Source organism: Streptomyces sp. NPDC044064, from assembly GCF_056434245.1.
This window is the reverse complement of sequence record NZ_JBWKFN010000016.1, coordinates 166,069-179,299: the sequence shown is the minus strand read 5'-3', so window position 1 is coordinate 179,299 and position 13,231 is coordinate 166,069. Positions and strand designations below refer to the sequence as shown.

13 protein-coding genes and 2 pseudogenes are annotated in these 13,231 nt (G+C 71.7%); 5 read left to right on the top strand and 10 right to left on the bottom strand.

The window, feature by feature from the left end; genetic code table 11:
- The first annotated feature begins 18 nt into the window (after window positions 1-18).
- The 3 genes and pseudogenes from AC07DS_RS25885 (at window position 19) to AC07DS_RS25875 (ending at window position 1,928) form a co-directional block, all read left to right on the top strand.
- Window positions 19-912, top strand: coding sequence for an NAD(P)H-binding protein (locus AC07DS_RS25885; protein WP_479148915.1), 894 nt, complete (start codon window positions 19-21; stop codon window positions 910-912).
- A gap of 88 nt (window positions 913-1,000) precedes the next feature.
- Window positions 1,001-1,183, top strand: a pseudogene (locus AC07DS_RS25880) (helix-turn-helix domain-containing protein); the annotation flags it as partial.
- A 109-nt stretch (window positions 1,184-1,292) separates the two neighbouring features.
- On the top strand, window positions 1,293-1,928 hold the full coding sequence (locus tag AC07DS_RS25875; RefSeq protein ID WP_479148913.1) for a transposase family protein: 636 nt from the start codon (window positions 1,293-1,295) through the stop codon (window positions 1,926-1,928).
- A 104-nt stretch (window positions 1,929-2,032) separates the two neighbouring features.
- Here AC07DS_RS25875 and AC07DS_RS25870 read toward each other — a convergent pair whose 3' ends face one another.
- Entirely contained in the window at window positions 2,033-2,686 is a 654-nt protein-coding gene (locus AC07DS_RS25870; RefSeq protein WP_479148911.1) for a hypothetical protein, read from the bottom strand.
- Between the two features lie 48 nt (window positions 2,687-2,734).
- On the opposite strand from AC07DS_RS25870, the gene AC07DS_RS25865 reads away from it, so the two are divergent.
- The gene (locus tag AC07DS_RS25865; protein WP_479148909.1) at window positions 2,735-3,100 is read left to right on the top strand and encodes a hypothetical protein; all 366 of its coding nucleotides are present in this window, start codon (window positions 2,735-2,737) and stop codon (window positions 3,098-3,100) included.
- Between the two features lie 143 nt (window positions 3,101-3,243).
- Here AC07DS_RS25865 and AC07DS_RS25860 read toward each other — a convergent pair whose 3' ends face one another.
- Genes AC07DS_RS25860 through ribA form a run of 5 tightly spaced genes read right to left on the bottom strand, consistent with a single transcriptional unit; the run spans window position 3,244 to window position 8,258 of the window.
- Window positions 3,244-4,395 (bottom strand): saccharopine dehydrogenase family protein, encoded by a 1,152-nt coding sequence (locus AC07DS_RS25860; RefSeq protein WP_479148907.1) that lies wholly within the window; start codon window positions 4,393-4,395, stop codon window positions 3,244-3,246.
- The gene (locus AC07DS_RS25855; protein ID WP_479148905.1) at window positions 4,388-5,452 is read right to left on the bottom strand and encodes a saccharopine dehydrogenase; all 1,065 of its coding nucleotides are present in this window, start codon (window positions 5,450-5,452) and stop codon (window positions 4,388-4,390) included. The genes AC07DS_RS25860 and AC07DS_RS25855 overlap by 8 nt, the downstream gene beginning before the upstream one ends.
- Complete coding sequence (locus tag AC07DS_RS25850) at window positions 5,449-6,594, bottom strand: NAD(P)/FAD-dependent oxidoreductase (protein ID WP_479148903.1); 1,146 nt, start codon at window positions 6,592-6,594, stop codon at window positions 5,449-5,451. The genes AC07DS_RS25855 and AC07DS_RS25850 overlap by 4 nt, the downstream gene beginning before the upstream one ends.
- Window positions 6,591-7,565, bottom strand: a complete 975-nt coding sequence (locus AC07DS_RS25845) for an ornithine cyclodeaminase family protein (protein ID WP_479148901.1) — start codon at window positions 7,563-7,565, stop codon at window positions 6,591-6,593. Before AC07DS_RS25845 ends, AC07DS_RS25850 begins: the two co-directional genes overlap by 4 nt.
- 33 nt (window positions 7,566-7,598) lie before the next feature.
- Window positions 7,599-8,258, bottom strand: a complete 660-nt coding sequence (ribA, locus tag AC07DS_RS25840) for a GTP cyclohydrolase II (RefSeq protein ID WP_145884785.1) — start codon at window positions 8,256-8,258, stop codon at window positions 7,599-7,601.
- Window positions 8,259-8,296: 38 nt separating this feature from the next.
- On the opposite strand from ribA, the gene AC07DS_RS25835 reads away from it, so the two are divergent.
- Entirely contained in the window at window positions 8,297-9,073 is a 777-nt protein-coding gene (locus AC07DS_RS25835; protein ID WP_145884783.1) for a creatininase family protein, read from the top strand.
- Window positions 9,074-9,126: 53 nt separating this feature from the next.
- On the opposite strand, the pseudogene AC07DS_RS25830 reads toward AC07DS_RS25835, so the two are convergent.
- The 4 genes and pseudogenes from AC07DS_RS25830 to AC07DS_RS25815 all read right to left on the bottom strand — a co-directional run.
- A pseudogene (locus AC07DS_RS25830) lies at window positions 9,127-10,545 on the bottom strand (lysylphosphatidylglycerol synthase transmembrane domain-containing protein); the annotation flags it as partial.
- On the bottom strand, window positions 10,542-11,552 hold the full coding sequence (locus AC07DS_RS25825; RefSeq protein ID WP_479148899.1) for a methyltransferase domain-containing protein: 1,011 nt from the start codon (window positions 11,550-11,552) through the stop codon (window positions 10,542-10,544). The gene AC07DS_RS25825 and the pseudogene AC07DS_RS25830, both read right to left, overlap by 4 nt.
- Entirely contained in the window at window positions 11,549-12,730 is a 1,182-nt protein-coding gene (locus AC07DS_RS25820; protein ID WP_479148897.1) for a glycosyltransferase family 4 protein, read from the bottom strand. The genes AC07DS_RS25825 and AC07DS_RS25820 overlap by 4 nt, the downstream gene beginning before the upstream one ends.
- Window positions 12,727-13,125: a 6-pyruvoyl trahydropterin synthase family protein gene (locus AC07DS_RS25815; RefSeq protein WP_479148895.1), complete on the bottom strand. Its 399-nt coding sequence runs from the start codon at window positions 13,123-13,125 to the stop codon at window positions 12,727-12,729. The genes AC07DS_RS25820 and AC07DS_RS25815 overlap by 4 nt, the downstream gene beginning before the upstream one ends.
- Between the last annotated feature and the right edge of the window lie 106 nt (window positions 13,126-13,231).

The window sequence follows — 13,231 nt, the reverse complement described above, 5'->3', positions numbered from 1 at the left end:
ACCTTTAGCGTCCCCAGCATGCCTGACAGTTCTCCCACCCCGCCTACTCCTGCTTGTTCCCGATCGGTCCTGGTCACCGGCGCGACGGGCAACCTCGGCCTTGAGCTCCTCGCCCGGCTGCACGCGCGCGCAGCAGCTGTGCGGTGCCTCGATCGTCGCCGTGTTGGCCCGCGACCCGGCATCGAGTCGGTGCGCGGTGACCTGACCGACGCCGACTCCGTCCGTGCGGCGCTCGACGACATCGACACCGTCTTCCTCATATGGCCGCTGCTCGACACCGCCCCCGCCGAGCCTCTGATCGCAGAACTCGCCGCAGCAGCACCGCGCGTCGTCTACCTCTCCTCGACTGCGATCGATGACGCCTCATTTCGCCAAAGCGACCCGATTGTGCAGGTACACGCGGACATGGAATGCCGGCTCCGTGATGCCGGCCTGCATCCCACCGTGCTGCGCAGCGACACGCTGGCGTCCAACACCCGGGGCTGGGCGGCACAGCTGCGCGCAGGCGACGTGGTCAAAGGTCCGGACATAGCGCGCACAGCAGTCGTGGACGAGGGTGATGTCGCGGCCGCAGCCGCGGAGGTGCTCCTTCGACGCCAGGACGATTCGCATCGCACCCCCTACCTGCTGACCGGGCCCGAGCCGCTCAGCAGGGCCGACCAGGTCGGAATCCTCGGTGCCGCCCTCGGACGAAAGTTGCGTTTCGAGCCGGTCCCCGTGGATATCGCGCGCGCACGAATGCTCGCGGACGGCCGTCCCGAGCGGCTGGTCAATGCCCTCATCACGGCGTCAACGCGGCGACCGGAATCACGCCTTGTCACCGATGATGTCGAGTGCCTGACCGGTAGGCCAGCCCGCCCCTTCGCACAGTGGGCCATCGACCACAGCACCGAGTTCGGCCCGCGGCCATGACCACACACATCAGTCAGTCTCCAACCGGTGTGATGACCGCCGAAGATCGCTTCCCCGACAATGTCGAAACCGTCACGGGAAACTGCCCATGAGGCACGCCAATGCTCCACTGACAGTCGAAGGTCGATGCCTACTTGTCGAGCACTGCCGGACTCGTCCAATAGTGCACGTCGCCGTCGAGATGGGGATCTCGCGCGCCTGTGCATCGAAGTGGGTCAACCGCTACCGCCGCTACGGGGAAATCGGCCTGTTGGACCGTGAGCTGTTTCCAACCTGGCTGAGATGCTGGTCAGTTGCTGCAGGGGTGGTGTTGGGGAAGGGGTGAAGCTCCTGGTAGATGGGTTGTCGACCAAGATCAACCCGTCTGCCCGGAGCTTCATGTGCTTGTCTACCCATCGGGGATCGATCTGTCCAGCGCGACGCTTGGCCACCTGGCCCGACTGCTGGCCTCGCGGCGTCTGGAGCGAGGCACGCCCTGGCGCCGACTCACCACGGGCCGGCAGGCTTTGCTGGTGCTGGCCCATCTGCGGTGCGGGCACACCTATGCCCAACTCGCGGCCGGTTTCGGTGTCGGGATCGACCGTATTGCCGCCGACGGGCCGTCCTACTCCGGGAAGCATAAGAAGCACGGGATGAACGTGCAGGTCATCGCCGATCCATTCGGCCGTCTACTGTGGGTCTCGCCGGCCCTGCCCGGCGCCGTCCACGACGTCCGTGCGGCCCGCGAGCACGGCATCGTCAGCACCCTCGCAGACGCAGGCATCACCTGCTGGGCCGACAAGGCCTACCAAGGCGCCCGCGGCACAGTCCGCGTTCCCTACCGCGGCCGTTGGGAGACGCTCTCCGTCGGCCAGCAAGCTGTCAACCGCTCCCACGCCAGAATCCGGGCCCTGGTCGAGCAGGCCGTCGCCACCCTCAACTCCTGGCGGCTCCTGCGCAAGCTCCGGTGCTCGACCAACCGCATCACCGGCCTGGTCAAGGCCATCCTCGCCCTTCACCTGGCAGCGTCACTCTGAGGTTTGAAACGGCTCACTGGATGCCTTCCGCACGCGCAGCGGCCCACCCCGTCATCGGTTCGCAACCTCAGGAACAGCTGCCCCGGCCTCGGCAAACCTCTTGATCAGGGCCTTCCCAGCAGACCTCGCAAGCTCATACGTCGACGTTTGGAGCTAACCCCGTCGTCTACTGTCCCTCTGACAGGGACGATTCGATCGGGCCGGCCAAGACCTGAAGTCTGGATCCAGTTCAGGCCGACCACTTGGCCAGCAGCTATGAGTTCTTGTTCCTGCCCAGGTGGAGAAAGCGTGCTGTTGTACCCCTGAGCCATGCCCTCCCTGGTATCCGCGAACAGGTATAGCTCAGCGTAGATCTGGCCGTTGTGCTCCCACTCGTACCGCACAACAGGCTTGCGAAGGATCGCCTCGAACCACTCGGCGGCCCGCTCGGCCAGCTCCTCAGGGGAGCCGGTGACCTCCATCGAAAACGAAGTCGGCCGCTCCGGCAGAAAGTACAACTGATTGTGCAGCCGGTCGCCGCGCATCGTCGAACCGGTGATGTGGACTCCGAAGTCAGCCAGCGAGAGCTGTGACGTCCCCAACGTGACAACCGCCAAGAGCGATGAGTCGTCTTCCGGCCTCCCCACCCAGCTGGACGCGAAGGGCACGTCCCAGCAACCCGCGAGGGCTCGGAGCCGTGCCGCGAAGGCGAGCTCAGCCTCGTCGATCTCCAACTCGCCAACAGGGCCATCGATCTCGAACCACGGGTTTTCAGGCACCTGGCCACTGTAGAGCGGCGCAAGTTCCGGCTGTGTCACAAGTCAAACATGGGTACGTTCATCGACGCCGGGGACGGGCTGAGCACCGTTCGGAGGCCATTGATCATGGCGAGCCAGCGGCGCGCATCAGCGCATCCAGCCCAGTCAGTACCATGCGAGGACCTCATCGTCGGCGGCAATCCGAGCGAGGGCTTCGTCCGCCAACGTCCGAAGATCAGCAGGGAACGTCGGCATCGGCGGCAGGTTGAAAACGGCTCACTGCATCGCGACGGCTCTGTGTCCGTGGCCGATGACGGTCGAGGCACCGACACGCGCGCCGATGAGCGCGGCCGGATCGTGAAGAAGCCGGTCATGGCCACCAAGGACCTGCGGTTCTTCGACTCTCCGGACGCGGAGAGCCTTCCTTTCCGGTGACCGGTCTGGAACCCCTCCAGGCCGACGGGACGACCGGCACGCTCATCCGGTTGCTGCCGGACAGGGCGCTGCGCTCGCAGACGTCCCGGCCGTGGACGACCTGCGGGTCCGCATCGACGACCAGCGCGAGAGCGGATCCTCTTCTACCGGCCGAGTCGCAGAGTGAAGTCCAGTCCCTCCTCGGCGAGTTCGGCGAGCCATACGTCCGACCGCTCCGCCGTCTCCGCCGCCCGGTTCAGTCCCGCGGGAAGGCTGCCGTCCAGGATGTGGCGGACGCCCAGGGCCAGCGGGCTGGAGACGCAGCGGGCCATGGCCGACTCCTCGGCGGTGCCCACGAGGTCGAGGAGGTAGCCGCCCGTCCAGGTGCGGTCCGGGGTCTCGACCTCCAGGGACACCGACAGGACGACGCGGTCACGGTCCTCGTCCGTCGTCGGGTAGGTCGCCGCCAGCTCTCGGGCCAGGGCTGCGATGGTCTCGTCGTCCCCCGCCTTCAGCTCCTCGAAGACCGGCTCCCACGCCTTCAGCCAGCCGTCCAGGCGCAGGGTGCCCCGTACGAAGGTGCTGGGGGTCCAGGCGGGCGGGAGGCCGTACTGGGCGATGAAGGGGATGCTGTCCCTGTTGGGGTAGGCCTCGAAGGTCTCCCCGGAGAGGGTGTGGGGCCGGGTCGCCTCCCAGGGGCGGGTGGCCGTGGTCTCGGTGCCGTTCTCCAGGTAACGGGCCGGTGAGCGGAGAGCGTTGAGGACGCCGAGGGGTGCCCAGCTGAAGCGGTACCGGAAGTCGTTCGGGACCGCGGGGACGCCGCCGCAGTACGAGGTGAGGCGGTAGGCCGCCGGGGTGTCCGCGCCGATCTCCGTGCGCGCCCTGCCGATGAGGCTGTGCGCGAAGAGGTGGTCGATGCCCGGGTCCAGGCCCGCCTCGGTGAGGACGACCAGGCCGGCCGCCGTCGCTGCCGGAACCTGGTCCAGGACCTCGGGCGAGACATAGCTGGAGCAGGAGAAGTGGGCTCGCCCGGCTACGCACGCGGCCAGGAGTGCGGCGTGCTCCGGGGCGGGCAGCATCGATACGACGACATCCCCGGGGGCCAGTTCGGCGGTGAGCGCGGGGAGCGTGAACGCGCGGGGCTCGGCTCGGCCGGTCAGGCCCAGGGTGGCCAGGGCGCCGGAGGCGCGTTCCTCGGTGCGGTGCCACAGCCGTACCCGTTCGGCGCTGTCGCAGAGTGCGGCCAGTCCGCTGCCCGTGGACAGGCCGGCACCGACCCAGTGGACGGTGCCGGACGCCGGTACTCGGTCAGTCATGGGGCAACTCCCTTTGGTCGACGATGCCCAGCTCACGGCAGGCCTGGTGGAAGCGGTCGAGGCAGCGCTGCCACACGTCCGAGGCACCGAAGTCGAGCAGCTGCAGCACGAGGGCCGCCGAGAAGTCGGCGCTGGACTCGCGGGGCAGGAGCGAGGGCAGGTTGTCGATGGCGATCAGGGACAGGGGCGGCTCCTTGCGCAGAGGGCGCACGGGGTCCGTCCAGTCGGTGGTGCGGTCGTACACGGGCAGGACGTTCAGCGGGGAGCCGACGTCGCAGGTGACGTCGCACAGGGTGCGCAGGCGGCGGGTCGGGGCGTCCAGGTCCGCCTCGCGCAGGAAGGGCGGGACGGGGGTGGTGGCGAGGACGCAGTTCACCATCACGTCGTGGCCGAGCAGGGCCGGGCGGTCGAGGGTGCGGGTCTCGGCGAGGTCCCAGTGGGTCGCGGTGACGCCTGCGGTGTCGAAGGCGGCCGCGGCGCCCCGGCCGCTGCGGCCCAGCGCGCCGACGACGAGCGCCGTGAAGTCCTCGTCCTGGGGCGTCGGTTCGAGGGTGGCGTCCAGGTGCTGCTTGGTGGTCGGGTGCAGGGGTGCCACCAGGCGGCCCCGGTGCTGGAGCACGGCGAGCGCGGCGCCCAGGTAGCCCGCCCAGTAGCCGAAGGCGGCCAGCCTGCGGCCCTGGTCGTCCACCAGGTACTCCAGGTCCAGCAGCGCTCCTCCCCCGGCGGCGAACCGGCGCAGCAGCTCCGTCGCCCCCGGCTGCTGCTTGTAGGCGTGCCCGAAGAAGATGTGGCGGTGCGGCAACGACGACGGCTCGTCGGGGAGTTCCTTCAGGCCGAGGATCACGGCGTCGCGCGGTGCCGTCGGCCAGGAGCCCGCCGGGGCGCGGCGGCAGCCGGCCGCCTCGTACTCCTCGACGGGGAAGATCCGCTGCGGGGAGTCCTCCACGGTCAGCCGTACCCCGCTCCGGGTCAGGCGGCGGGCGTCGGCGGGGACGACCGGCGTGCGCCGCTCGGTGGTACGGGCCTCGTGGCGCAGCCACAGGTGCAGCTCGGTCATACCAGGTTGGCCTCCGGGCGCGGGGCGTCGGCCGCGAACCGGCCGGCGCTCAGGGGGCGGACGTCGAGGAAGGGTACGCGGCCCAGGTACAGATCGCGGACGATCTCGCCCACGGCGGGTCCCTGCAGAAAGCCGTGGCCGGAGAAGCCGGTCGCGTACAGGAAGCGGGACACCGAAGGCGCCTCGCCGATCAGGGCGTTGTGGTCGGGGGTGTTCTCGTACAGGCCCGCCCAGGTGCCGGTGCGGCGCAGGTCGAGCAGGGCGGGGGCGCGGTGCTGCATCGCCTCGTACAGGCGGGGGATCCAGCGGTCGTGGGTGTCGGTGGCGAAACCGGGCTTCTCGTCCGGGTCGGACATGCCGAGCAGCAGGCCGGGGCCCTCGGCGTGGAAGTAGAGGCTGGTGGTGAAGTCGATGGTCATGGGGAGCGTCGGCGGCAGTCCGGGTACGGGTTCGGTGACCGCGATCTGGCGGCGCAGCGGCTGCACCGGCAGGTCCACGCCCACCATCGCGCCCACCGCCCTGGACCAGGCGCCGGCCGCGCAGATCACCGTGTCGGTGGCGATGCGGCCGAGGGTGGTGCTGACGGCGGTGACGGTGTCGCCGTGCAGTTCGATGCCGGTCAGTTCGGTGTGGCGCAGGATGCGGGCGCCGTGGGCGCGGGCGGCGGCCGCGTAGCCGTGGACGACGGTCTCGGGTGTGCAGTGGCCGTCGTCCGGGGAGTAGGCGGCGGCCAGCAGTCCGTCGGTGGTGATCAGCGGGGAGAGCCGGCGGGCCTCCTGCGGGGTGAGCATACGGCTGGGCACGCCGAGGGAGTTCTGCAGCCGCACCCCCGCCTCGAAGGAGGCGACCTCCTCGGGCGTGGACAGCAGGAACAGATAGCCGACCCGGTGGAGCCCGATGTCCTGTCCCAGCTCCTGCCCGAACCGGCCGAAGGCCTCCAGGCTTCGTGCGCCGAGCTGGATGTTCAGCTCGTCGGAGAACTGCGCCCGTACGCCGCCCGCGGCCCTGGAGGTGGAGCCGGCGGCCAGTTCGTCGCGTTCGACCAGGACGACGTCACGCACTCCGGCGCGCGCCAGGTGGTAGGCGATGCTCGTGCCCATCACCCCGCCGCCGACGATGACCACCCGGGCCTGAAGGTTCACTCGGCTGTCTCCTTCGCGGCGCGGATCACGGCCCAGGCCGCCGCGGCGTCCTGGATGCCGAGTCCGGTGCTGTTGTAGTAGACGATGTCCTGTGGTGCGGTACGGGCGCCGCGGCGGCCGGTGAGCACCTCGCCCAGCGGGATCAGGGCGTCGGGGGTGAGCAGTCCGTCGCGCAGGGCGTCCACGACCGGCCCGGCGTGCCCGGCCGCGGTACCGGCGTCGTCCACGACGACGGCCGCGGCACGTCGTACGACGTCGGCGTCCACCTCGTGGCGGGTGGGCTCGAAGGAGCCCACGCTGACCACCGTGCAGCCCGGGGCCAGCCATGCGCCGTGCACCACGGGGGTCCTGCTGAGCGTGCAGGCGGCGACCACCCCGGCGCCGGTCACGGCCTCCTCGGCGCTGTCCACCGCCCGGACGGGAACGCCGAGTCCGGCCGCGAGGGCGTCCGCGGCTGCGGTGCGGCGGCTCAAGGTCGGGCTCCACAGCCGTACCGCCGTCACCTCCCGCACCCGGGCGATCATGCGGGCGTGGGCGAGGGCCTGGGTGCCGGAGCCGAGCAGCGCCAGCTCCGTGCGGCCGGGCACGGCGAGGGCGTCCACGGCCACGGCGCTGCCCGCGGCCGTACGCAGCGTGGTCACCGCCGTACCGTCCAGGACGGCCGCGAGCCGCCCGGTGTCGGGGTCGAGCGCGGTGACGACCGCGTGCACGGTGGGCAGCCCGGCGGCGGCGTTGCCCGGGTTGACGCTGCCGAACTTCGCCACTGCCCCGGTGTCCTTGGACAGCCGGGAGACGTAGGCGAAGACCACGCTGTCGTCGAAGCGGCTCGGCTGCATGATCTTGCCGGGCGTGTCGGCCTCGCCCGTGCCGAGCGCGGTGAAGGCCGCCCGTTGCGAGGCGATCGCCGCGTCCGCGCCGAGCAGCCGGGTCACCTCGGCCGCGGAGAGGAAGAGGACGTCGTCGTCGGTCACCCCCTGATCCTGTCCGGACGGCCGCCCGCCGAATCAGGAGCCGTGGGCGACCGCGTCCAGATGGGGCAGGTGGTGGTCCAGCCGCTCCCGCTTCGTCCGCAGGTACGTGATGTTGCTCTCGCAGGGTTCGATCAGCAGCGGCACCTGCTCGGCGACCTGGATGCCGTGCCGCACCAGCGCCTCGCGCTTGCGCGGGTTGTTCGACATCAGCCGCACCGAGCCCACCCCGAGGTCCTGCAGGATCTGCGCGGCGACACCGTAGTCACGGGCGTCGACCGGGAGCCCGAGGGCCAGGTTCGCCTCGACCGTGTCCAGGCCCTCCGCCTGCAGGGCCATGGCGCGCAGCTTCGCCAGCAGACCGATGCCACGGCCCTCGTGGCCCCTCAAGTACACGACGACGCCACTGCCTTCGGCGACCACCGCACGCAGCGCCGCGGCCAGCTGGTCGCCGCACTCGCAGTGCTGGGAACCGAACGCGTCGCCGGTCAGGCACTCCGAGTGCAGCCGGACGAGAACGTTGTCGGCACCGATCTCCCCGTACACCAGGGCGACTTGCTCGTCACCGCGGTCGTGGTCCAGGTAGCCGATCGCCTGGAATTTCCCGTACACGGTGGGCAGCGGGGTATTCACAACGCGTTCCGCGCCCGAACGCCGCGGGGACTTCTTGCCGAGGATGCCGATGTTTTCTGTCATGATCTGATTCCTAAGCAGAGACGAAAGGCCGGGAAAAGATGAGTGGTTCGGGCGCGCGTTCGGCGGCATACGGGGTGGTGCCGGCAGACACCACGGAAGACGTACGGATGCGGGGGGCGAGCGTTTCAACTCAGGTCGCAGTCCTTCCCGTCGGCAGCTTCGAACAGCATGGCCCCTTCCTTCCGCTGGCGACCGACACGCTGATCGCCTGTACCGTGGCGCGGGAGATCGCCGCCGCGTACCCGGTGCACCTCCTCCCTCCGGTGACGGTCTCCTGCTCGCACGAGCACGCGGCCTGGCCGGGAACCGTCAGCATCTCCGCCGTGACCCTCCATGCGGTGGTCCGGGACATCGCGGCGTCGCTGCGCCGCTCCGGTGTCGACGCGCTCGTCGTGGTCAATGGGCATGGCGGCAACTATGTGCTGGGCAACGTCGTACAGGAAGCCTCCGCGCGCGGCGAGACGATGGGACTGTTCCCGGCTGCCGAGGACTGGGAGGCGGCGCGGGAGGCGGCGGGAGTGCGCACCTCGCTGCTCACCGACATGCACGCAGGGGAAATCGAGACCTCCATTCTGCTGCACGCTCATCCCGAATTCGTCCGTCCTGGATACGAGTCCGCCGATTTCACCGCGGACGACCGTCGTCATCTGCTCACCGTGGGAATGTCCGCCTACACCGAGTCGGGCGTCATCGGCCGTCCCTCCCTGGGTTCGGCGGAAAAGGGGAAGGAACTGCTGGCGAGCCTCACGGAATCGTTCGGCGCGATTTTCGCGCTGCTCACGTCCGCCGACGGCTCCGAGGACGTACGCGGGTAGCCGCGCAGCCCGCCGTACCAGCGGGCGACGAGGACGACGGCGCCGGGCAGGCTCGCCACGAAGCTGAGCACGCCGTACACGACGGCGACGGCCACTCCGCTGCTCGCGCCGAGCCCGGCGGCGCCGAACGCCCAGGCGGTGACGCCCTCGCGGGGGCCGAAACCGCCGACGTTCAGCGGCAGGCCCATGGCGACCAGGGCGAGGACGGCGAGCGGGAGCAGCACCGCCACGGAGGCGGCGGAGCCGGCGACCCGGGCCGAAACGACGAACATCGCGACGTGCCCGGCGAGGATGATCGCCGAGGACAGGGCCACACCGGGTCCGGCCTGACGGGACAGCAGCCCCTCCCGCAGCTCGCCGAGGCCCCTGCGCAGGGCGCCGCCGCGGCGGGAGGCCGCGCGGTTCATCCGTACGGCGAGGAGCACGGCGAGCGCGCCCGCCGCGGCCAGGGCCGTCGGTACGGCGAAGGTGCGGACGTCGTCACGGACGGGCGACGGCAGGGTCAGCAGCACCGCCGCGCCGAACACGGTCAGGGCGACCTGCCCGGCGACCCGCTCCAGGACGACCGCCTTCACCCCGCGCCGCAGGTCACCGGCGCTCTGCCCGTGCCGGACCGCCCGGTGCACATCGCCGAGAACCCCGCCGGGCAGGGCCGCGTTCAGGAACAGCGCCCGGTAGTAGTCGGCCACCGCGGGACCGAAGGGCAGCCGGATGCGCAGCCCCTTGGCCACCAACTGCCAGCGCCACGCGCTGAACACGGTGGTGACCACGCCGATGCCCAGCGCGACCAGCAGTGTCACCGTGTCGATCCGCCGCAGCCCGTCGAGCAGCACACCGGTACCCAGCCGCCACAGGAGGGCGCCGAGGATGACCACCCCGGCGACGGTGCCGAAGTGGGTCCGCAGAGCACGGGAGTCGAAGCGGCGGGCGGTGCGCTCCGCGGGCCCGGGTACGGAGCGCTCCGCGGCCTCGGGGGCGGTGCGCTCCGCGGCCTCGGGGGCGCCGTCTCCCTCGGGCAGGGAGGCAGCGCGAGGCTCGGACTCGGGGGCAGTGCGCCGCTCGGGCACGGAGACGACGTGCCCCTCGGACTCGGAGGCGGGGCCCTCCGCGGCCTCGGGGGCGCTGTGTCCCTCGGGCAGGGCAGCAGTGCGCTGCTCGGACTCGGGGGCAGTACGCCGCTCGGGCACGGAGACGACGTGCCCCTCGGGCAGGGAGGCAGCGCGACGCTCGGAGACGGGGGCAGTGCGCTGCTCGGACTCGGGGGCAGTACGCCGCTCGGGCACGGAGACGACGTGCCCCGCAGGCTCGGAGACGACCTGTCCCGCGGGCTCCGGGGCAGTGCGCCCCTCGGCCTCGGAGGCGGCGTGCCCCGCAGGCGCGGAGGCGCGTGCATGCGTGGCCTCCGCGACAGGCGGCTCCAGCAGTGCCGTCACGGCCTCCGGGGCCGACACCGCGCCCGCCTGCCCGCTCATGACGCCCCTCCCGCCGGCCGCGGCAGCGCCAGCAGGTCGCTGTGGTGGAGCACCACCTGCAACTCACCGGCCTCGCAGGCGGCCAGGCGTTCGCGCAGATAGCGCTCGGCGGGCTCGCGCAGTTCGGGTCGCTGCTCGACGGCCGCGCCCACCCAGCCCCGCAGCCACTGGGCGGTCAGCGCGGACTCCTCGGGGCCGAGCCGCCACGGGCTCGGATGCACCCGCACCGTCGCCCCACGCTCGGAGAACGCCTCGCAGGCCACCGTGATCGCGTCCGGACCGAGCAGGCCGGTACGGCGCTGGTGGGCGTTGAACGCCTCGGCGATCTCGGCGTCCAGCGAGTCGGACGGGGTGAGTTCGACGCGTCCGGCGACGGACAGCGTGAGCAGGGCCGGGCAGTCCGCCCCGACGCAGGCGGCAGCGAGGGCGTCGATCTCCTCGCGGGTCAGGACGTCCAGCAGGGCCGAGGCCGTCACCAGGGAGGCCCCGGCCAGCGCGTCCGGGGTGAGCAGGGCGACGTCGCCGCGCCGCGTCTCGACCGAGACCCGGCTGCCGTCGGCGCCGGAGCGCGGGGAGGCCGCGGCGGCGAAGTGCAGCAGGTACGGGTCGCGGTCGTGCAGGACCCAGTGCTGGGCGCCGTCGAGGCGGGGCGCGAGCCAGCGGCCCATCGAGCCGGTGCCGCAGCCCAGGTCGTGCACGACGATGCTGCCGGTGCGACCCGGCAGTTCGGCCAGCCTGATCCGCAGCGGGTCCAGCAGGTCCTCCGCCCGGGCGGCGGCGTCGACCGGTTCCCGCAGCTGCAGCCACTCGGGCGCGTAGCGGGCCGGCTCCTCCTGCCCGCCTTCCCGCAGCCGTACGGTGGCCCGCTCGCCGGGGCGGGCGACGGGCCCGGCGCCTGCGATCACGCCGGACGGGTCGTCGGGCCGGGGTGCCGGGCCCGGCACCCGCTCGTCGCTCGGTCCGGGCTGGGCCGGGATCTCTCCGGTCACGGTGCTGGTGTCGCTCATGCCGCCCTCCTCGGTGCCTCGGGCAGCCGGCCGAGGACGCCGGCCAGGCTGCGCGCGGTGGTCGCCCAGCCGTCCAGGGCCGCGCGGCGGCTGCGGGCGGCGCCCTTCAGACGGCGGCGTACGTCGGGTTCGCCGAACCAGCCGCGCAGTTCGGCGGCGAGTGCGGCCGGGTCCTCCGGCGGGACGAGGATGCCGGGGACGCCGCCGTCGGGAGCGCGGCCGACCGCCTCGGGGACACCGCCGACGTCGGTCGCCAGCACCGGGATGCCGCGGGCGAGGGCCTCGGTGATCGCCATGCCGTACGTCTCGGCGTACGAGGTGAGGACCATCAGGTCGGCCGCGGCATAGGCGGCGTCGAGTTCGGCGCCGGCCTGCGGTCCGGCGAGCCGCAGCCGGTCCTGGAGGCCGTGGCGCCGGATCAGCTCGCGCAGATGGGCGACGTACTCGGGGTCATGGGTCAGCCCGCCGACGCAGACGCAGTTCCACGGCAGGTCGGTGACCGTTGCCAGCGCCTCCACCAGCCGGTGCTGGCCCTTGCGCGGGGTGACGGCGGCGACGCACACCAGCTGCGAGACGCCGTCGGTGCCGGGCGCGAGGGGCGCGATGTCGGCGCCGGGGGCGGCGACGTGCACCCGTTCGGGGGCGAGACCGTGGTGGGAGACGAGGCGGCGGACGGCCCAGTCGCTGGTGGCGATGACCGCGGGCACGGCCCGCAGCACCTGCCGCTCGCGGGCGTCGAGGTCGGCGGCCACCGCCGCGTCCAGGCCGGTCTCGTCGCCGAGGGGCAGATGCACCAGCACGGCGATCCGCAGGCGTTCGGCCTCGGGGACGACGACCTCGGGGACGCCGCAGGCGACCAGGCCGTCGAGGAGGACGACGGTGTCGTCCGGCAGGTCCCGCAGGACGCGGGCGAGCACGTCACGGTCGGACCGGCCGGGGCGCGGCCAGTTGCCGGGCACGGAGTGCCGCACGGCCTGCCAGCCGAAGCCGGGCAGGTCGAGGCAGACCCGTCGGTCGTAGGCGTTGCCGCCGCTCGGCGCGGCCGGGTCGTCGACACCGCCCGGCATGACGAAGTGCACGGTGCGCAGGGACATGGGGATGATCCCGAGGTTCTCGGAAGGGGCGGGCTGCTGGGGCACGTAGGCGAGCCGTACCTTCGCCACGGTCGTCTCGGTCACAGACCACGCTCGTAACTCGCCCAGGCGATGTGCGACTCGTGCAGTGTGACGGCGATGTTCTTGAGGCCCTTGGCGCCCTCGCCCAGCGCGCCCTTGTGGATGCGTTCGGCGAGCCGGTCGGCGATGACCTTGGCCAGGAACTCCGTGGACGTGTTGATCCCGGCGAACTCGGGCTCGTCGTCGAGGTTGCGATAGTTCAGCTCGGCGACGACGGCGCCCAGTTCCTGCGTGGCCAGGCCGATGTCCACGACGATGTTGTCCTCGTCCAGCTGTTCACGGCGGAAGGTGGCGTCCACGAGGAACGTGGCGCCGTGCAGTCGCTGCGCGGGCCCGAACACCTCGCCGCGGAAGCTGTGAGCGATCATGATGTGATCGCGGACGGTGATGCTGAACAACGGACGACCCTCCAGGTGCGGCGCGTCTGGTGCCCCCCGCGGTTGCCTGCGAGGGGATGCCGTGTAGTACGGCTCTTCGCTTCCCCGTGTTCAGCCTCCTCTCACT

Coding starts and splice junctions, on each gene's coding strand:
- AC07DS_RS25885 (WP_479148915.1), top strand. CDS start 19: ATGCCTGACAGTTCTCCCACCCCGCCTACTCCTGCTTGTTCCCGATCG.
- AC07DS_RS25865 (WP_479148909.1), top strand. CDS start 2,735: ATGGGTACGTTCATCGACGCCGGGGACGGGCTGAGCACCGTTCGGAGG.
- AC07DS_RS25860 (WP_479148907.1), bottom strand. CDS start 4,395: ATGACTGACCGAGTACCGGCGTCCGGCACCGTCCACTGGGTCGGTGCC.
- AC07DS_RS25855 (WP_479148905.1), bottom strand. CDS start 5,452: ATGACCGAGCTGCACCTGTGGCTGCGCCACGAGGCCCGTACCACCGAG.
- ribA (WP_145884785.1), bottom strand. CDS start 8,258: ATGACAGAAAACATCGGCATCCTCGGCAAGAAGTCCCCGCGGCGTTCG.
- AC07DS_RS25835 (WP_145884783.1), top strand. CDS start 8,297: ATGAGTGGTTCGGGCGCGCGTTCGGCGGCATACGGGGTGGTGCCGGCA.
- AC07DS_RS25825 (WP_479148899.1), bottom strand. CDS start 11,552: ATGAGCGACACCAGCACCGTGACCGGAGAGATCCCGGCCCAGCCCGGA.